This is a genomic window from Kribbella orskensis (assembly GCF_004342085.1).
Classification (GTDB): domain Bacteria; phylum Actinomycetota; class Actinomycetes; order Propionibacteriales; family Kribbellaceae; genus Kribbella; species Kribbella orskensis.
Genome location: NZ_SLWM01000042.1, coordinates 1 through 18,378, shown reverse-complemented (window position 1 = coordinate 18,378; position 18,378 = coordinate 1). Strand labels below are relative to the sequence as shown.

At 67.0% G+C, this 18,378-nt stretch carries 17 protein-coding genes and 1 pseudogene; 13 read left to right on the top strand and 5 right to left on the bottom strand.

The window, feature by feature from the left end; translation table 11 throughout:
- Window positions 1-206 precede the first annotated feature (206 nt).
- Both EV644_RS42675 and EV644_RS48240 read left to right on the top strand, forming a co-directional pair.
- A complete protein-coding gene (locus EV644_RS42675) occupies window positions 207-566 on the top strand; it encodes a PRC-barrel domain-containing protein (protein WP_132197295.1) in 360 nt (119 codons plus the stop codon).
- 206 nt (window positions 567-772) lie between these two features.
- A pseudogene (locus tag EV644_RS48240) lies at window positions 773-925 on the top strand (IS1380 family transposase); the annotation flags it as partial.
- Window positions 926-1,160: 235 nt separating this feature from the next.
- Here EV644_RS48240 and EV644_RS47005 read toward each other — a convergent pair.
- On the bottom strand, window positions 1,161-1,535 hold the full coding sequence (locus EV644_RS47005; RefSeq protein ID WP_241999430.1) for a hypothetical protein: 375 nt from the start codon (window positions 1,533-1,535) through the stop codon (window positions 1,161-1,163).
- A gap of 557 nt (window positions 1,536-2,092) precedes the next feature.
- On the opposite strand from EV644_RS47005, the gene EV644_RS42665 reads away from it, so the two are divergent.
- Both EV644_RS42665 and EV644_RS45845 read left to right on the top strand, forming a co-directional pair.
- Window positions 2,093-2,461: a hypothetical protein gene (locus tag EV644_RS42665; protein ID WP_132197293.1), complete on the top strand. Its 369-nt coding sequence runs from the start codon at window positions 2,093-2,095 to the stop codon at window positions 2,459-2,461.
- Between the two features lie 33 nt (window positions 2,462-2,494).
- Window positions 2,495-3,967, top strand: coding sequence for a zinc ribbon domain-containing protein (locus EV644_RS45845; RefSeq protein ID WP_199240364.1), 1,473 nt, complete (start codon window positions 2,495-2,497; stop codon window positions 3,965-3,967).
- 1,102 nt (window positions 3,968-5,069) lie between these two features.
- Here the strand turns inward: EV644_RS45845 and EV644_RS47620 are convergent.
- Together EV644_RS47620 and EV644_RS42650 are read right to left on the bottom strand one after the other, a co-directional pair.
- Window positions 5,070-5,816: a helix-turn-helix transcriptional regulator gene (locus EV644_RS47620; protein WP_305000102.1), complete on the bottom strand. Its 747-nt coding sequence runs from the start codon at window positions 5,814-5,816 to the stop codon at window positions 5,070-5,072.
- A 59-nt stretch (window positions 5,817-5,875) separates the two neighbouring features.
- On the bottom strand, window positions 5,876-6,118 hold the full coding sequence (locus EV644_RS42650; protein ID WP_132197291.1) for a hypothetical protein: 243 nt from the start codon (window positions 6,116-6,118) through the stop codon (window positions 5,876-5,878).
- Window positions 6,119-6,776: 658 nt separating this feature from the next.
- On the opposite strand from EV644_RS42650, the gene EV644_RS42645 reads away from it, so the two are divergent.
- The 3 genes from EV644_RS42645 to EV644_RS42635 are packed head-to-tail and all read left to right on the top strand — an operon-like array spanning window position 6,777 to window position 8,318.
- A complete protein-coding gene (locus EV644_RS42645) occupies window positions 6,777-6,944 on the top strand; it encodes a hypothetical protein (protein WP_241999429.1) in 168 nt (55 codons plus the stop codon).
- Window positions 6,934-7,446 carry a DUF6879 family protein gene (locus EV644_RS42640; protein ID WP_132197287.1) on the top strand — a complete coding sequence of 171 codons (513 nt, stop codon included), beginning with the start codon at window positions 6,934-6,936 and terminating at the stop codon, window positions 7,444-7,446. The genes EV644_RS42645 and EV644_RS42640 overlap by 11 nt, the downstream gene beginning before the upstream one ends.
- Window positions 7,447-7,463: 17 nt before the next feature.
- Window positions 7,464-8,318: a helix-turn-helix domain-containing protein gene (locus EV644_RS42635; RefSeq protein WP_132197285.1), complete on the top strand. Its 855-nt coding sequence runs from the start codon at window positions 7,464-7,466 to the stop codon at window positions 8,316-8,318.
- A 401-nt stretch (window positions 8,319-8,719) separates the two neighbouring features.
- On the opposite strand, the gene EV644_RS42630 is transcribed toward EV644_RS42635, so the two are convergent.
- A complete protein-coding gene (locus tag EV644_RS42630; RefSeq protein ID WP_132197283.1) occupies window positions 8,720-9,157 on the bottom strand; it encodes a hypothetical protein in 438 nt (145 codons plus the stop codon).
- A gap of 737 nt (window positions 9,158-9,894) precedes the next feature.
- Here EV644_RS42630 and EV644_RS45010 point away from each other — a divergent pair.
- The 3 genes from EV644_RS45010 (at window position 9,895) to EV644_RS47415 (ending at window position 12,153) form a co-directional block, all read left to right on the top strand.
- Window positions 9,895-10,524: a hypothetical protein gene (locus EV644_RS45010; RefSeq protein ID WP_158293107.1), complete on the top strand. Its 630-nt coding sequence runs from the start codon at window positions 9,895-9,897 to the stop codon at window positions 10,522-10,524.
- Between the two features lie 160 nt (window positions 10,525-10,684).
- Window positions 10,685-11,962, top strand: coding sequence for a lysylphosphatidylglycerol synthase domain-containing protein (locus EV644_RS47420; RefSeq protein WP_158293106.1), 1,278 nt, complete (start codon window positions 10,685-10,687; stop codon window positions 11,960-11,962).
- Window positions 11,920-12,153: a lysylphosphatidylglycerol synthase transmembrane domain-containing protein gene (locus tag EV644_RS47415; RefSeq protein WP_199240363.1), complete on the top strand. Its 234-nt coding sequence runs from the start codon at window positions 11,920-11,922 to the stop codon at window positions 12,151-12,153. The genes EV644_RS47420 and EV644_RS47415 overlap by 43 nt, the downstream gene beginning before the upstream one ends.
- A gap of 12 nt (window positions 12,154-12,165) precedes the next feature.
- On the opposite strand, the gene EV644_RS42615 is transcribed toward EV644_RS47415, so the two are convergent.
- Window positions 12,166-13,227 carry a lysylphosphatidylglycerol synthase transmembrane domain-containing protein gene (locus EV644_RS42615; protein WP_158293105.1) on the bottom strand — a complete coding sequence of 354 codons (1,062 nt, stop codon included), beginning with the start codon at window positions 13,225-13,227 and terminating at the stop codon, window positions 12,166-12,168.
- Between the two features lie 801 nt (window positions 13,228-14,028).
- Between EV644_RS42615 and EV644_RS42610 the strand changes: the two genes are divergently transcribed.
- The 3 genes from EV644_RS42610 (at window position 14,029) to EV644_RS42600 (ending at window position 18,358) form a co-directional block, all read left to right on the top strand.
- A complete protein-coding gene (locus EV644_RS42610) occupies window positions 14,029-14,766 on the top strand; it encodes an alpha/beta fold hydrolase (RefSeq protein ID WP_241999428.1) in 738 nt (245 codons plus the stop codon).
- Between the two features lie 366 nt (window positions 14,767-15,132).
- On the top strand, window positions 15,133-17,886 hold the full coding sequence (locus EV644_RS42605) for a helix-turn-helix transcriptional regulator (protein WP_132197275.1): 2,754 nt from the start codon (window positions 15,133-15,135) through the stop codon (window positions 17,884-17,886).
- 184 nt (window positions 17,887-18,070) lie between these two features.
- Window positions 18,071-18,358 (top strand): aldo/keto reductase, encoded by a 288-nt coding sequence (locus EV644_RS42600; RefSeq protein WP_242001042.1) that lies wholly within the window; start codon window positions 18,071-18,073, stop codon window positions 18,356-18,358.
- The last annotated feature ends 20 nt before the right edge of the window (window positions 18,359-18,378 follow it).

Here is an 18,378-nt window from a genome sequence, read left to right as displayed (position 1 = left end):
TACCCACGCGACCTCACGGCGGACAAGAGCAGGCAGGACTCGAAACCGCGGATGTCGGGTTGATGCTGTCCGGTTGGCGCGCGAGGCGGCGGGTACAGGGGTGCGCACCAACGCTCGAGACACCGAGTGCGGTTACGAGCCGGCACCGGTGTCGAGAGTCCCTGCTGGGCCACGGCCCACCGTCCGAAAGGCACACCGCCATGTCGATGAGCGCATTCGACCCCTGGAACTACCGAGACAAGTCCGGCTTCACCGAGGGCAAGGACGTCACCGGCTACAAGATCGCCGCCGTCGACGGCGACATCGGCAAGGTCGACGAAGCCACCAACGAGTCCGGTGCTGCGGGCCTGGTGGTCGACACCGGGCCGTGGATCTTCGGCCGCAAGGTGCTGCTCCCGCCCGGCGTCGTCGAGCGGGTCGACCACGACGACCAGAAGGTCTATGTCGACCGGAGCAAGGAACAGATCAAGGACGCCCCCGAGTTCGACCCGAACACGGGAGTCGATGACGACTACCGCACGCGGCTCGGCGGTTACTACGACGAAACCTACCGCAACGGTCTGTAGCCGGCCGCGCGCACCTCGAACCCTAAGCGCGGATCCACCGATACCTGGGGTCGGGTGAGCGTGCCGTAGCGCGAGGATGCCCTTGCGGGCTGGGAGATTGGGACTTGCGACGATCTCGATCGGTACCCAACCCGGAAGGGCATCTCTGGGGGCGAAACCGTCTCGTCCGTGGGGGCGACTTCGGCGGCTTCGGCGAGGCGAATTCGGTGTCGTCGGCTGGACTGGTCCCGGTGCTGGCACTGGCGGAGTCCGCAGGCCTTCGGGACCTGGCCGATGAGCACCTCGTGGTGCCGACCGACAAGGGCGCGAACCCGGAGTTGAAGGTGGCTTCTCTGGTCGCCGGGATGGCCGCTCGTGCGGCGGAACCTTCCTCCACCGAGCTGGCGGGCGTGGTCACCGCTCTCAGCTATGGAACGGCGGGGTTGTCGGTCGGACAGCGGGTGTTCGGCCTCACCGACTGGACCCGCGACGGCACTCTCGCGGAGTACGCGGCCGTCGAGGCGCGCAACCTCGCGCCGCTGCCGGGCGACGTCGACTTCACGTCGGCGCGAGCGTCGCGATGACTGGCCTGACCGCGTGGCAAGGACTGTTCGATCATGGACGTCTTGAGGCGGGGCAGACGTCCTCGTGCACGGCGCCGCCGGCGCAGCCGGCTCGATGGCGACACAGCTCGCACGCGAGTACGGCGCATACGTCATCGGTACCGGACGCGCTGCGCACCGTCAGACGGCGCTCGACTTCGGCGCGCAGGAGTTCGTCGACCTTGAGAACGGCCGGAACCGCAGCCAGCACGGCGGACCGTTCGGAGAATTCAGCCGAGTCAATCCAGCCCTCCAATGCGCCGATCAGCGCAACGCAACGTACGGCGTGTCCACCGCCCCGAAACGAACGCAACGCCCCCACAGCACCGTCGCGCCGTTCGCTGCCGGCGGTATCCAGTCTCAGCCCAAACCAGCCGAATGTCTGCACACCAAGGACGAAGCGACGACCCAGGCGCCGGAGACTTCTAAGGGGATGTGCGCCAATTCTAAGGGCCTACTCCTGATGTGGTCACGTGGCCATCGAGCCGACTGTGGAGGAAAGCGGCGGCCTCGTCGCAAGCGCCATTGGGGAGAATCATGTGTCACCAATTTCAACCTCATTTCGGCCGATCATGACTGCGGTAAGGGATCGCGCCGCGATCAGTGGCTTCTGGACCCGCCACGAGATCCGGGATACCGCAATCAACTCGAATTGGCGGCATGACGAGCTCCTCCCAGCCACGTCACCCTCGCTCGGATAACCCACGGAGGAGAGCCATGGGCCACAACTCGACACAACAGCAGCGGATCGCGTCCATCTTCGCCGTGAGTCTCCTGATCGCGGCCACGGTCGTCGCTGGGTGCAGCGAGAGGCACGCCGAACCTGACACCTTCAGCATGCCAGAAAGCTCCACGACCGTCGGTGACGACTCGGCGGATGGGTACAACAGCACCACCACAACTCCCCCTCGCATCCCACCTAGCTCGGTCCCGAGCCCAAACGTAGTGACGAGAACCCGGCCTGCACCCCAGCCCGACGACCAGGCCGCGAGCGACTCCACCTTCAGCGGTCTGACGATCTTTGCTGACGGCGAGCCAGCCGGCCAGGTCACGGTGGAGTTCAAGATCGTGCCGTCCTGTCCCGGAATCTGCCATCAACCCCATGTCGACTCCGACGCCCAGGGCCGTTACTCCATCCAGCTCTCGCCAGGGGTATACAACGCGATGTGCATCGTCGATGTCGAAAGCGACTATGAGTGCGGCCCACGCGGCGGCGATGGTGGCCCGTTCCCGGTAGACGTCCCGCCGTACGGTCAGCATCTCGACTTCGTTGTCTGTGAGTTCGCCGACTACCCGAGCTGCCTGAGCGACTGAGTCGGCCCACTAGAAGCGAGGGGGTGAACGCAGATGAGTGCAAGATGTAGTGAGTGCGGTACGAGGATTGCTGCCGGATACGTCAATTTCTGTCCAAGCTGCGGCTCATTCTTGGACTGGCAGGACGAGAATGAACAAGCGGCGCCGCATGCACGGGCTGAAGGCAGCGCGCCATCGGGGGACGGGGCGGCGTTGGCTCTGCGGGTAGACGTCGCGCCGGCCACGCTGCCGGTCGATCCGGGTTCGGTCGCCGACGCCGAGATCACCGTGCACAACGACGGCACTCGGGTTGAAGACGTCGTCGTAGAGGTGACCGTGGAGGGTGCATCTGTGCCTTGGCTCAGGGTGCAGCCGACAACCGTGTCCATCTACCCGGAGACCGACGCGAGGATCTCTCTGGAGGCCGCCCCGCCACGCAGGTCCGACCGCGTGGCGGGGACCACGCCCTTTCAGATCCACGTTCAGTCTTCCCTGGACCCGCGAGTGCGAACCGGCACCGGAGGCAGTCTCGTTGTCGGAGCGTTCCACGAACTTGCGACGATCCTGTCTCCTGATCGCGTCAACGCCAGACGTCATGCGCGCAGCTGGATCACCATCACCAACGACGGGAATGTCACCGAGAATGTCGAATTGTCGGGCGCGGGACAGGGAGATGTGCGCATCTCAGTACCGAGCGCCGTCACCGTCGTCCCTGGCACCCGCCTCGACGTACCGGTGCGAGTCACAGCGCCGCTGCGCTGGCTCGGCGGCGCCGTGGATCGACACTTCGCCATCGACGTCAGCTCCGATGGACTGACGACGCCCTCGCTGCTGCGCGGCACCATCACCCACCTTGCACTGTTCCCCCGCTGGCTAGCGACAGCTGCGCTTGCGCTCGTGGGCGTCATCGTGGTCGGCCTCGGCGTGGCCATGGCTATCGGACCGCCGGGCCCGGAAGGGACCTCGGGAGTGACCCCGACACCTGCGCCGACGCCAATGCCGACGCCGACGCCGACGCCGACTCCAACCCCGACCCCGACACCTGCGCCGACCCCGATTCCAACCCCGACACCAACGCCGACCCCGACACCAACACCAACGCCGACCCCGACACCAACACCGACCCCGACCCCGACACCGACGCCGACACCAACACCAACGCCGACCCCGACACCAACACCCGACGGGCCTGAAGTCGAGGTGCCGGCCCCGCCGCCCGAGCTGGTCGGAAAGTGGAACGGCGGGGCCGGTGACAGCAGCCAATGGTGGCTGACCATTGGGCCCGACGGCAGCTACACGCTCATCAACGATGAGCTGGGTCTGAGTGACTCCGGCCTGGTCGACACCAGCAACCACGGGTTCATCGCCTACAACGCGAGAGGCGACGCGACAGTTCTTGAAGCGGCCGGCATCAGCGGCTGCAAATGGAGCATCGAGAGCAGCCAGGACCAAGTCGGAGACCTTTACGGCTATACGTTCGCGTTCCTCCGGTTCTGCCAGAACACGACCAGCGTGTGGACTCGCTGACCCACACCAACACTCGTGCTGTACGCCCCCCGCACGCCAGTGGCCATAGGCGGGCCGGCCAGGCTGAGCTCGCGTGCTCAGCTAGCGCGGCGAGCGGTCCGGTGTCGTCCACAGCGGATCGCCGAGCGCGAGCGGGAGAACCGGGAGCTCAAGCGCACGAACGAGATTCTGCGGACGACGTCTGCGTTTCCGCGGCAACGGAGCTCGACCACAAACTGGAGTGATCGTGGCCTACAACGACGACCCAAGAACCGAGTCGTCGAGGGCCGCTGGCTCGGGGTCGAGATCGCCCCGAGCACCTACCACGCCGCCAAGCCCCGGGGTTGTGCGGGATCAGGCGCGAGAAAGATCGCCGCACCACCCTGACCGAAGGCGTGCAGACCGAGCGTCCCGCGGACTTGGGTGAAGCGAGAGTTCTCGGCCCAGGCTCCCCAACCAGCTGTGGGCCTTGGGGCGGATGTCCACGGCGGTCGGCGTCCCGAACCTCGACTGCAGGAGCAGACTTACCAACGGGATTTCCGTCAACCCCACCGACGAGCACAATCGCCTTCAGCCGTTGAGGAGCGGTGTCGGCTCCACGGAGCGCCCGGCTCACCGCGGCCACGGTCTGCTCGAGAACGGTGCGATCAGCGCCTCCGCTCCGGGGCATCCGCACCGTCGTACTGCAGCCCGCGAGCGTCACCGAGATCGTTACGTCAACGAAGAGCCAGGAATTGCGCTCCGGCAAGCCGCCGGATGACGTAGCTCGTCATGCCGTGGTTCGTGCCAAGAAACTGCGTCTAGCAGTGGGGGAGAAGCTGGAAGGGCCGATGGGGGTGAGGTCTGAATCGGCTCACGAAACGGATCATTGCTCAGCCGGCTTGCAGGTTAAGCTGCCTAAGGCAACGAGTCAGTCAATGGACCTGTCAATGAAGACAAGTCGAATATGCCGAAAGTGACAGCACAGATATGCGATCGGCCGGCACGGTACGCGTGTGAGACAGCCCAGTCTTGGTCCACCGCCGACTTGTAAGACGCTGGTCAGCGATTGGAGCAAGACCTGCGTCGGCAGGTCACGCGCGCACTTCCGACGCGTTACTTGTGAGTGGTGACGAGCGGCGGCCTAGTGGTCAGCGGGTGAGGATTGGGTAAGGCGGAGGGCTAGCGCAGAGACCTCGCGGCGTGATGACGTTCCGGTCTTGCGCAGGAGGTTCGACACATGCACGCTCACTGTGCTCTCACTGATGAACAGCGCTCGGGCGATCTCGGCGTAGGTTCGGCCAGCGACCAGGTAGGACAGCACCTCTTGCTCTGGCCTTGTCAGTGAACGGAACGGTGCCGGGGGCTGATCGCGCGAGGGCTCCGATGGCTCGTCGAGCCGCACTTTGCTCACAGTCGCCAGTGACTCCACCTCGAGCTGCAGCGACAGCGCGCCGACCTCTACTACGAAGCGGTGCGCCGATCTCAGTGGCACTGCGACGACTGACCGGTTGGCGCCTTCGTGGAACAGCGCCTGAGCCCAACGCCATGATGCGAGAGCTTCATCCCACCGCATTCCGGCTGCTCTGCACCGGTTGGCTGCTTCTTCCCACGCGCTAGATGTAGCCGTCCCGGCTCTGAACCGTGCACTCTCTGCGGCGAAGAGCGCTTTCATTGCGGGTTGGATGAGGTCGCTGGTCGCGATGACCTCGAAGGGTGGAGGCTGCAGACTGTTGCGCGCAGCGACGAGGCCGTCGAATTGTGCTCGAGCTCTTCTGATCCCATTGCCGTCGCGCCGGTCCCGGGCGGACTCCATCAGGCTAGCGGCGGCTCGGGCACCCCACATCAGCATCTCGTCGACGGTGCCAGGTTCGACCAGATCGGGGATCATGCTTCGGCAGAGGAGATCGAGGGCGTCGTCGGCTCTGCCGGTTGCGATCAGATACTCGGCTACGACGGGCGGCCCTTGCAACCCGCTCCGATCGGCCGGTACTGCGGCGGATGCCCCTGCACGATCCGCGGCACCACCTCGTCGCTCCACGCGATCGTCTTCCCACCCTTCTCCGCCGGCACATTTACCACTCGCGCCTTCGCCGGATTCTGCTTAATCGCCTCGTCGTCGACGGCAATCTCCAACGTCCGGAGCACGAGGTACGCAATCGACGACCCGAACCGCGCATCCAGCTCCGCCACCCAAGCAGGGATCTCCGATGGCTTGATCGTCCGCAACTGCCGCCGCCCCAAACACGGGTACGAAGTGCAGCCGCAAAGACGACTCGTACTTGAGCGCCGTAGCCGGATCCACCACCCGGGACGCCAGCCACCTCTCGGCAACCTCCTCAAACCGAACCTTCCCGGCATCCGGATCGATGTACCCCCACGCTCCCGATCCGTCTCCATCGCAGCCCCATGCCGGTCCAAAGCCGTCTTGGTCGCGAACGCCTTTGACCGTTCCCGCCCCTCCGGATCCACCCACCCGGCAAGCCACCGCTTCCCGCGTCCCCATTTGCCCGAGTCGTAGTCCCGTCCGCCAGCTTCACCGCCCGCGTCCATTGATCTTTCACGTAGGCCATCGCGCCGCGTCTCTCTCTCGTGTTGACGTGCGGCAGCAGCTCAACACGTGGGTCGCGGAGAGAACGGCGTTCTAGCTGCGGACGGGCGAGCAGTGCCTGTCACCCCGACCTCAGCGACGAGACCGCGTCTGCGGTGCGTGACACGCCGGTAGCTCTTCGATTCTGATCGCATCCAATCTAGGCTGCAAGTCCATGCAAGCTCGCGGGATGGGGTAGAGATCATGGCATTGCGATACATCGGCACAGATACCACCTGCCCGAATACGAGCTGTCCGACCGTGTGGGTCGACGAGGCCGACGGCAGCCTGGTGATTCAGGGGTACAAGCTCGACGCTGAGACGATGGGCGAGGTGAATGCCACAGCTCCAGTTCAGGAGAACGAGACGGTGGTGCGGATCCCGGCTCGGATGGCGTCGGTGCTGAGGGGAGCAATGCGTGAAGGCTGAGCCTCTCGCCTTCCAACTGTTCCGGTCGGCTCAGCGCAGCGCGCTGCACCTCGAGACCCGGGATTTGTATGAGCCCGAGGACCCCGACTGGAACGAATGGAAGGCGGGCAATCATTTCGATCCTGCCGAGCGCTGGCAGACGTTCCACGATCTGGTGCGCGACACGACCGGCAGGGGAGTCGAGGTCCGGCGTGCTCGGGTAGTGTCGGAGCCGATCAGTGAGTACGTGCAGTTCGAGTACGACGTCACCGAGCCGCACAACATCGCCGCCGGCGAGCAAGTGCGTTGGCTGCCGCGCCAGCAGACAACCGGGCTCTTGGTCACACCGAACGACTTCTGGATCTTCGACGAGCAAATCGTGCTCTGGAACTTCTGCGACGGCGACGGGACATGGGTGGGTGAAGAGCGCACCGACGACCCGGACCTGGCTAAGTTGTGCGTAGCAGCGTTCGACGCCGTATGGGATCGAGCGATCCCGCACGAGGAGTACCACCCGAGCTGACACGAGGCCTGTAACCGTTGCCGACACCCCCTGCCTTCTCGAACGCCCAGAAGGCCAAACGCGACTTCGGCACCCGTCTCGGTGAGATCCGGAAGACTGCCGGTCTCACCGCACGGGCGCTCGCGTCGTCCTGCGGCTGGCACGAGTCAAAGGTCTCGCGCATCGAGAACGGCAAGACCTCACCGTCTGCCAAAGACATTCGTCTCTGGGCCGCACAGTGCGAAGCCTCCGACCAGATCGCCGATCTCATCGCCTCGCTGGAAGCGATCGAGGGCATGTTCGTCCAGTGGAAGCGGATGGAACGTGGGGGACTTCGCCGCGCCCACGAGTCCGTGATACCACTGTGGCAGCGCACCCGACGCTTCCGCACGTACTCGCCTTGGCTGATCCCGGGCGCCGTACAGACCGAGAGCTACACGCGCGCTCTCCTCCGCGGCACCGCAGCCCGCCGCGGACTGCCAGATGACGTCGAGGGTGCCGTCAAGGTGCGGAACGAGCGCCTGAAGTTGCTCCACCAGAAGGACCGAAGGTTCGCCGTTTTGATCGAAGAGGCTGTCCTCCGAAACGTCATGGGGGACACCGACGTCATGGCCAGCCAGCTCGGCTACCTCCTCACCGTCAGCGAGCTGCCGTCAGTCTCCGTCGGCATCCTGCCCCTCGGCGCGGACCGCACCGCGATGCCCCCAGTCGAGGACTTCTGGATCTTCGACGACGCCCAGGTCAACGTCGAACTGATCTCCGGCTACCTCACCATCACCCAGCCCGGCGAGATCGCCATGTACGCCGACGCGTTCACCCGCCTCGCCGAAATCGCCGTCGTCGGAGCCCCCGCGCGACGCCTGATCGCCACTGCACTCGAGGTCCTCGAATAGCCGTGCAAGCCCGTGCAAGTTCGTAGTCTCGACCCCTTCTGAACTCCTACCGTCTAACCACGGTCAGGGCGATGGGTGAGCTCCGAGCGTGCGTAGGGCGGTACGCGGTTCCCCTGCCCTGTCGCCCTGGCCAATCCAAGCGCTAGATGCGATCGGAGTGCGACAAGGTGAACCTGACCAGGCAGCGGACGTCTGACTGGCCGGTGCTGCGCTCAGCACAAGAACTGGACTGCGACGGCAGCAACCCACACACCGACGATCCATGCATCCTCGGCTACCACCTCACGCTGGCCTTACCTGGCGACGCGGTGTGGGTCGGCTGTCGGGTGCGCGTGCGTCCCGCTCGGCCGGGGATGGTTGTTCTGGTCGACCGAGGACCCGTCGCCAGGTGGCAAACGGGGTTACGGGGCGTTTTCCGCGGCCCGGGCCCGCTCGTCGGCGTACACGCGCGCGTCCAAGGCGTCGAGGGCCACCAGCCGCGCGTTCTCGACCGCCCATTGCGCGTAGTCGATTGCGTCGATCGCGTCCGCCTCAGCCCAGTCCGCGTCGTTCGCCGCCATCTTGGCGTCAAGCTGCGTGTTGCGCTTGTCGATCTTCGCCTTGGCATCGTCCATTTTGGCCGTCGCGTCAGCCCTCATCTGCGCCCACTTGCTCTGCGCGCGCGCGGCGGTCTCGCCGGCCTTCTGCTCGGCGTCTTTGCCTGCCAGGTCGAGGTCGGCCTGGGCTTGGTCAATCCGCTCGCGGAGTTGGTCGCGCGACTCGGTCGCCGCGCTCTTCACCGAGGTCAGCGCTGCGGAGGTGCGCTTCTCGAGGTCTTCAAACCGTGTGGAAAGGTCCATCTCGTCCCTCCCTATGGGATTCCGGATGCGAGCCACAACAGATTCAGCCAACGCCTCTGCGACCCCACATGGCAACCCCCGCGGCCCCGAGGGATCGCTGCGGTCGTCGGCGCTACTCGTGGAGCCCGGAGCGGGGGGGCTTCCGGCCGACCGGGAGGCCCTTCCAAGCTCACCGCCTGGAACGAGGGCGTGACAGACACTGCCGAAGCCCGACCGGTCGACGGAACCGCACAAGCCACCACCTGTTCGGCGGTGGAGTACTCGGAGTCGGTGAGCGCAGACCGGCCCGCGGTGGGGTCCCTCCGGAGGCTGGTCGCAGACGTGGACTGGGTTCATGGCCAGAGCCACAGAGGGCGCGCGGGCCCGGATGGCACGGTGGTGCGCCGGTTCGCAGTGGGTGGCGCGGCGGGTGCTACTTTTTGCGCGGAGGAGCATTCTTGTTCTTGGCCCAGCTCAATCAAAGGGCACAAATGGCAACCGCGATGATGACTGCGCCGCCGGGTGGGAGGAGGCGCTTGTTCAGCAGAGTAGAGGCATTGCTTCAGCTGCGTTGCGAATCGCCGGGGTTGTTGTCCGCGTCACTCGGGCTCTCGTGCGATTGGGACCGAGCTGCCTCTGACTTGGTGGGGTAACTACCCGTGCGCGGCGATCAACAAGACCACCACCTGGTGCTGCTCATCGCCGCTGAGGTGGGCGGGAGGAATCGCCGCACGATCGCTGCTGTCCTGTTGGGTGCAATGACTGTCTTTGCAGGCGCGGCGGCCGCGATCGCGGTGTCGGCGCCTGGTCAGGATGAGGCCGTCGGGCAAGCGTTGGTCACAATTCTTGGCTGGACCGAAGGTCTCTGGCGGGCGCTGGTTGTCGCGCTGCTCGTGCTCGCGCTGCTCGTCGTCGTCGATGTCCTGGTCCGTCGCCGGTGGCGCTTAGCTCGCGACGTCCTGGTTGCGCTTGCCGTGCTGGCTGGCGCGGGGAGCGTCCTCGGGCAGGTAGTTGGGCCGAGCTGGTTTGCCGTCGACAGAGACATGTGGTCCCGGTGGGGATTCCCCGAGTACCGTCTCGCGGCCGCGGCCGCCGTCGTAGCCGTGGTCGGCCCCGAGCTCGTTGTGCCTGTTCGGCGTCTGCTCGGTTGGCTCCTCGCGTTGGCGGCTGTGGCGTTGCTGGCCATGGCAGCCGCGCTGCCCTCTGATGTTTTGGCCGCACTGGCACTCGGACTCGGATCTGGCGCTCTGGTCCGGCTGCTGTTCGGTTCTGCTGCCGGCATACCACCGTCCGATCTCGTTCGTGAGTCGATGCTGTCGCTGGCGGGTCGACGACCTCCGGCCGTCGACCCGCCAGCAGCGCGGTGCGGCGGCGTACACCGGACGTGACCGGGTTGGACGAGCGCTCCACATTCGGGTGCTGGGTCGTGACGCACAGGACACTCAGCGCCTGGCGCGTCGTTGGCGCCTGCTCATGTATCGGGACCCTCCACGCAGCGCACCGGTCGGACGACTGGAGCAGGTCGAGCACGAGGCGTTGGCGACCCTGATGGCCGCCCGGGCAGGTGCGCGCGTCCCTGAGGTGGTTATGGCGGCGCTAGGACCCGGCGGCGACGCGGGCCTCGTCACCCGACGAACCGACGACGACCGTCTCGAGGCGATGCGTGCCGATCAGGTCACGGACGAGACCTTGCTCGACCTGTGGCGCCAGGTCGCAAGACTGCACGCGGCGGGCATCTCGCACGGAAGACTCAACGCCGATCATGTGATCCTGACCGACGGTCAGCCTGTGCTCGTTGGATTCGCCGCGGCGACGTTGGGAGCGCCACGGTCGGCGCTCGACATCGACGTGGCGGAGTTGCTCGTCGCCTGCACGGCGCTCGTCGGCCCCGACCGCGCGCTCGCAACAGCCATCGATGGCGTCGGCGTCGACGCTGTGACGGGTTCATTGCCGTACTTGCAGCGTGCCGCTCTGACCCCGCACACGCGGGACCTGGCCGGCTCCCACGAGGTCGCCCTCAAGGCGCTACGGGCCGCGGCCGCAGCCGCCGCGGGCACTCAACCAGTCGAAATCAAGCCGATGCGGCGGATCCGGGGCCGCGACTTCCTGGTCACCGCAGCGGTGGCGTCGGCCGCCTACCTGCTGATCGGCCAACTTGCGGAGATCGGATTCGACACGATCGCCGACAACCTGCGCAACGCTGAACCGGCCTGGCTCATTACCGCGCTTCTGGTGGCTCAGCTCGGGTTCGTTCCAGAGGCGATCTCTCTGCGGGGAGCCGTGGCCACCCCACTTCCACTGGTGCCGTGCGTCGCGTTGAAGTCGGCGCAAAAGTTCATTGGCATGGCCGTTCCCGGCTCGGCCGGCACGATCGCCGCCACTGTGCGCTTTGTTCAGCGAATGGGAGGATCAGCTGCGGAGGCCGTGGCCTCAGGCGCGGTCGACGCCCTGGCCGAAAAGATCGTACAGATCATCCTCGTCCTGCTCATGCTGCCTCTGGTCGACCTCAACCTGGACAGCGGCGACGTGCAGGTCCGCACTCCTGATAGCCGACTGGTCGCGGCAATCATCGTTGCGCTTCTCGTCGGCGCCACCGTGATCTGGCTGGTCCCGTCCATCCGCCGCAAGGTCCTCCCATCGATGCGCCAAGGCCTTGCCACCCTCCGCGTCGTGCTGCGAACCCGACGAAAGAGGCTGGAACTCTTCGGCGGCAACCTTGGCGGGGAACTGACCTTCGCGCTCACCTCGGTGCCGTCTGCCACGGTTACGGAGTCGGACTCACGTTGGCACAGCTCCTGTTCGTCAACCTGGTGGCGTCGGCGCTAGCAGGGTTGATCCCAGTACCGGGCGGCGTCGGTGCGGCCGAGGCCACCCTCACAGCCGGCCTTGTCGCGTTCGGTGTCGACGAGTCCACGGCCTTCGCGATCGCGGTCACCCACCGCCTGTGCACCAACTACCTCCCACCCATCTGGGGGTACCCCTCACTGCAATGGCTGCGGCGCAAGGCCTACCTCTGACTCTGCGGCTCGTCAACTCTGCGCGTTGCTGGAGCCATAGCGGTGCCGGAAGAGCAGGTATGCCACGCCTCCGGCGAGCAGCGGGAGCCAGTACGCGACGATGCGGTAGAGCAAGGTCGCCGCCAGCGCGTCGCCGCTGGGCACGCCTGCGAGGGTGAGCATCCCGACGAGGCCGGCCTCGACGAAGCCGAGCCCGCCGGGAGTGAAGGGCAGCAGCGCCAGGAGCTCTCCCGCGACGTACGCGAGGACGACGAGCGACGGTCGCGGGTCGGCTCCGACCGCGTGAAGCGCGGTGAGCAGGGCGAGGTAGTCGAATACGGTGTTGCCCACGGCCGCCGACAATATCGTCCTCCAATGCCGGCCGGCCGTCGTGCGGACGAAGTCGCGATCCGCGAGCAACCGCTGCGGAATGTCGGTAATGTGCTTGTGCCGCCTGATCGTCGCGTTGATTAGCCACTGAATCGCGCGTCCGGCAATCTCGAGCGGCTTATCGCTGACGAAGGCCGCCGTACCCCCTGCCAGGAGTGTCACGAGTACGGCGGCGCCGAGGTAGGCCGCAGCCTCCAGGCTGTGGTTGATCGCCGCCCCGCCCAGGACCGCTGGTAGCGCGAGCACGGGCAGGGAGAAGGTCGTTGCCATCTGCAGGAGGGAGGCTGCGCCGAGCGCCGTGACGATCTCGCCTGTGTCGTCGGCGACGCCGGCCTTGCGCAGCACCGAGGTCGTGGCAGCTGTGGAGGTGGCGCCACCGCCGGGCAGGACGTGGGCCGCGGCGAACCCGCTGAGCTGCGCGGCAGCGACGGGGAACCAGGCGCGGGTACCCAGTACGATCCGATCGACCTCCCACAGACACACATAGCTCGCGATCTCGCAGGCGAGGGCGAGGATCGCGAAGGGCCAGTCCAGATGGGAGAGCGTTCGCCACGACCCGAAGACCGAGAGCAGGCTTGGGAGCAGCAGGTACAGCGACACACCGCCGAGCACGAGCAGGACGGCCGGGCGTACCCGCCGCCACCACCCGCCCTTGCCTCGTGCCGGCGGCTGCGGCGCCGCGGACCTGTCATCGTCCGTGGTCACGGCCATCCTTGCGCCGCATCCGGCAATCCGAACGTTCCACGACCACTAGTTTCCACTGGCGTGCGCCAATAGCGCGTAGGTATAGCCGAGTAGTACCAGGAGCGATAGTCCGCCGCCGATCAGAGTCAGAGTGGGTGATCGCCGATCATCCCGCCAGGGGTGGCGAGGCGACCGCAAAGATAAGTCCTGCGATCGCGAGGATTGTTGCCGCGGCAAGGAAGTGCGGAACGTACCAGCGGTTCCACGTCCGACCAATGACCAACAGACCGCCGCTTGCGAGACCGAGCATGGCCGCCTCCCTCCGTTGCGCTGAGCTTTCATCAGCGCGTCTGCGTCGATGTGGGAAGGGGGCTGTTGCGATTCGTCGCGTGGGCGAGCGGTACGCACAATCAGCCCTGTCCGAGAACCTTCAGCGCGAGGACTGTCAGCGCCAGGTTCCGACGGCGCTCACGCAGACCGTGGCCACGACTCGGAGCTCAGGGCCGTTGGCCGCGCTGCTGAGGAGACTGCGGAGCGGCGCCCGGCGGAAGCTGTCCGAGACCGACCGCTCGGCCCGAAACCCTCGGCGATTGCATAGGAGCTCGAGAGCGGGACGACGAGTGCGGCCGTCGAGTGGGCGAAGTGGGGTGCGACCTTCCTTGCTCAGGCGCGCGACGGCCTCGGTTGGATTGAGCTCCGAGCTCCCGTCCGCCGCGCGGAGGCGGAGAAGGCCGCCACCAATACGTTTCGATGGCCTTGGCCCCCGGCACACTCACAGGTCTACTGTCGCGACATAGGCAATCCGTCAACATTGGAGCTCTGATGAGAATGGCTGCTGAGACCCCGACGATCGTCCTGGTCCACGGTGCATGGGCCGACGCGACCGGCTTCGACGCCGAAATCCGTGCCCTGCAGGACCGCGGGTATTCCGCCATCGGGTTCGGCAACCCGCTTCGCGACCTCGCTGGCGACGCCGCCTACCTGGCCGAGTTCCTGCGGACCCTGAGCGGTCCGATCGTGCTCGTCGGCCACTCCTACGGCGGCAATGTGATCTCCACCGCCGCCATCGGCAGCGAGCAGGTCCAGGCGCTCGTCTACTTCAACGGCTGGATGTGCGATGTCGGCGAGAGCCAGCAGCAGCTCCTCGAAAGGTTCGAAGGCAGCCTTGTAGGGCCCTCGATCCGGCCCGTTCCGTTCACCAACCCCGACGGGAGCGAGGGCATCGATCTCTACCTCGCCCCCGAGGCCTTCCAAGAAGCCTTCGCCGCCGACGTCGATCCTGCGACGGCCGCAGTGATGGCCGCGGCACAGCGGCCTTACGCCGCCGCGGCATTCGCAGCCACGCCGTCGGCCCCGCCGGCGTGGAACACTCTGCCGTGCTGGTATTTGCTCGGCACCGAGGACAAGGCCATCCCGCCGGAGCTGCAGCGGTTCATGGCCGAGCGCGCCAACGCGACGATCGTGGAGGTCGCGGCTTCGCACGTCTCGTTCGTGTCCCAGCCCGAGGCCGCGACCCAACTCATCCTGCAGGCCGCTGAAGCGACAGCCGTCGCCGGCTAACCGGCGCAGTCTGACGATCGTTCGCCTCGCCAGACGCGACGATCGTCGGGTTGGCCGACGCGCTCGCCACCGACACACCCGCACACCGCAGGTCAGAGCCGCTCTTGCACCGAGCGGGCCAAGATGGCGGCCGCGCCAGGCATGCCTGTGGCATGACTTGGCCGCTATGTCTCGTCCACGGGCACTAGCTCAACGCCGAATGCTGCAGCGTTGTACGTCGAGGAACTCAAGTCCGGAGCGCTTCGCGTCGAGGTGGTCAGCACCGTGGCACGTCGCTTGTGGGCCAAGCCGCGAGTACGCCTGGCTTCTGTGGCCTAGGCTGCTCGTATCGGCGGGACTTGCCATTGAGCGGGCAGGACATCGATTATGGGCGTCTCCAGGGGTGGTCCAGATACGGGGCTTCTAGACCGGCGCGTCGAGCGCGGGGCAGTGGATCGGGTGCTCGACCGGGCGCGGGCGGGCAACAGTGCTGTGCTGGTGGTGCGCGGCGAGCCCGGGATCGGCAAGACGGTCGTGCTGGACTATGCGGCGAACCGGGCCTCGGCATCGGATCTGCGCGTAGTCCGGGTGTGGGGCGTCGAGTCGGAATTGGAGCTGGCGTACGCCGCGCTGCACCAGTTGTGTGTGCCGTTGATCGGCCGCCGGATGGAACGGCTGCCGAGGCCACAGCGTGACGCGTTGGCGGTCGCGTTCGGGATGCAGGAGGGGCCGGCTCCGGATCGTTTCCTGGTCGGCCTGGCCGTGCTGAGCCTGCTGGCCGCGACGGCGGAGGACCAGCCGCTGGCCTGCGTGGTGGATGACGCGCAGTGGCTCGACCGCGCCTCGGTGCAGTGTCTGGCGTTCGCGGCCCGGCGGCTGCTGGCCGAGCCGATCGCTTTGATCTTCGCGGTGCGCGGGCCCGGCGACGACCAGGAGCTGGCCGGCCTGCCCGGGCTGACCGTCACCGGGCTCGGTAATGCCGACGCGCGCACCTTGCTGGCCACAGCGATCGGCGGGCGGCTGGACGCGGAGGTGCGCGACCGGGTCCTCGCGGAGACCCGCGGCAACCCACTCGCCCTACTGCAGCTGCCCCGCGGTCTAGGACCCGCCCAGCTGGCCGGGGGCTTCTGGCTTCCCGACCCACGGCCACTGGCCAGCCGGATCGAAGACAGCTTTCACCGGCAGTTCCAGTCGCTGCCTCCCCAGACACAGCGGTTGCTGCTGACGGCCGCGGCCGATCCGACCGGCGCCATGACCTTGTTGTGGCGCGCGGCCGGGTTGCAGGGGATCCAGGCCGACGCCGCAGCGGCGGCCGAGACTGTCGGGCTGGTCGAGTTCGGTGCCGGGGTCCACTTCGGCCATCCCCTGGTCCGCTCCGCGGTCTACCAGGCGGCCTCGGCTGGTGACCGGCGGGAGGCGCATCGCGCGCTGGCCGAGGCCACCGATCCCAAGGCTGATCCCGACCGGCGGGCCTGGCATCGCGCCCACGCCGCGATCGGCCCTGACGAGGAGGTGGCCGCCGAGCTGGAGAGCTCGGCCGGCCGGGCCCAGGCGCGCGGGGGACTGGCCGCGGCGGCCGCGTTCCTCGAGCGGGCAGCGGCACTGACACCGGACCCGGTGCAGCGCGCCGACCGGGCGCTGGCCGCAGCTCAGGCGAAGGTCCAGGCGGGCGCGTTCGATGCCGCGGTGCAACTGCTGGGCCTGGCCGAGGCCGCACCGCTCGACGAATTCCAGCGTGCTCGTGTTGATCTCCTGCGGGCTCAGCTCGCCTTTGCGACAAACCGGGGCAGCGAGGCCCCGCAACTGCTGATGAGAGCCGCCAAGCGGCTCGAGGCCATTGATGCCGGTCTTGCCCGCGAGACCTACCTGGACGCGCTGAATGCCGCGCTGTTCGCAGGCCGCCTGGCAAGTCCCGGCGGATGGCCGCAGGATGTATCACAGGCAGCGCGTGCGGCGCCACGGCCGCCACACCCGCCCCGCCCACACGATCTCCTCCTGGACGGCCTGGCCGCGAACTTCAGCGAGGGACACGCGGCAGGATTGCCCCTGCTCCGGCGTGCGCTGAGCGGCTTCGACCGGGAGACGTCGGCGGAGGAGGATCTTCGTTGGCTGTGGCTGGCCAATATCGCTGCTGTCCATCTGTGGGACTACGACCGGTGGGACACATTCTCCAGCCGACACGTCCGGCTGACCCGGGAAGCCGGCGCTCTCAGCGAGCTCCCGCTCGCCCTGATCCAACGCGCCTACGCACTCCTCTTCGCCGGCGAGCTGGCCGCCGCGGCCTCCCTGGTCGAGGAAGTGCAGGTCGTCACGGAGGCAACCGGAAGCCGCCTCGCGCCCTATGGCGATCTGGCCCTCGCCGCGCTGCGAGGCCGCGAAGGCGGGATCTCCGACCTGGCCACCGCCACCAAGGACGAAGTCGTCCAACGTGGCGAGGGTCTCGGAATCGGGCTTACCGATTGGGCGATCGCCGTGTTCAACAACGGTGTTGGTCACTATCAGAGCGCGTTGGCAGCAGCCGAAGATGCCAGCGAATATCTCGCTGACGTAAGCGTCACAGTGAACTGGGGTCTGGTCGAGCTGGTCGAGGCGGCCGTACGGTGCGGGTTGTCGGAGCGCGCCACCGACGCCGTACGGCGGCTGTCGGAGTCCACCAGTGCCAGCGGCGGCGACTGGGCGCTCGGGGTCGAAGCGCGTTCGCGGGCACTGCTGAGCGAGGGTGAAACCGCTGATCGTCTGTACCGTGAGGCGATCGAGCGGCTTGGCCGCACTCGCATGGGTGCGGAGGTGGCTCGAGCGCATCTCCTCTACGGCGAATGGCTGCGGCGCGAGAGTCGCCGCGTCGACGCGCGCGAGCAGCTCCACGTCGCCTACGAGATGCTGGCCGCTATGGGGATGGAGGGTTTCGCGGACCGCGCCCGCCGAGAGCTACAGGCCACCGGGGAAACCGTTCGCAAGCACACGGTGGAGACACTTACCGATCTCACGGCTCAGGAGGCCCAGATCGCCAAGCTGGCCCGCAGTGGACGCACGAACCAGGAGATCGGCGGACAGTTGTTCATCAGCCCCCGCACCGTCGAGTGGCATCTGGGCAACGTCTTTGCCAAGTTGGGCATCACCTCACGCAAGGACCTCCGCTGACGCCGTCACCGCGATCCACTGGTGACCGGTCGACTCGCGGCAGCGCTGGCGGGCCCCTTGGAGCAAGCGGGCAAGCGGCTCCACCGGTATCCCGTCCCTGGGCACAACCCGGGGATTCAACCCGGGTCTGTTCCGGGGTCGACACGCGCCGAACCGCGTGACAGTGACTGTATGAACGAGACCTGTGACCGGTGCGGACGAGCACACCAAGAGTCCCGCCCAGGTGATGCTGCGCTGGCACCTTCAACAGGGCCGCTCGGCGATCCCGAAGTCGACCAATCCGGTCCGTATCGCGGAGAACTTCAACGTCTCCGACTTCGAACTGACCGAAGGGCAGATGGCGAACATAGACGCGCTCGACACAGGAACCCGTAGCGGACCCGACCCCGACATTCCTGGCTCTTCGGAATCAGGCGTGGTTCGGTGTTCGTCGATAGGGCCGGGTGCCGTCGGCGGCGAGCAGGATGCGTAGCCGGTAGTTGGTGAAGTTGC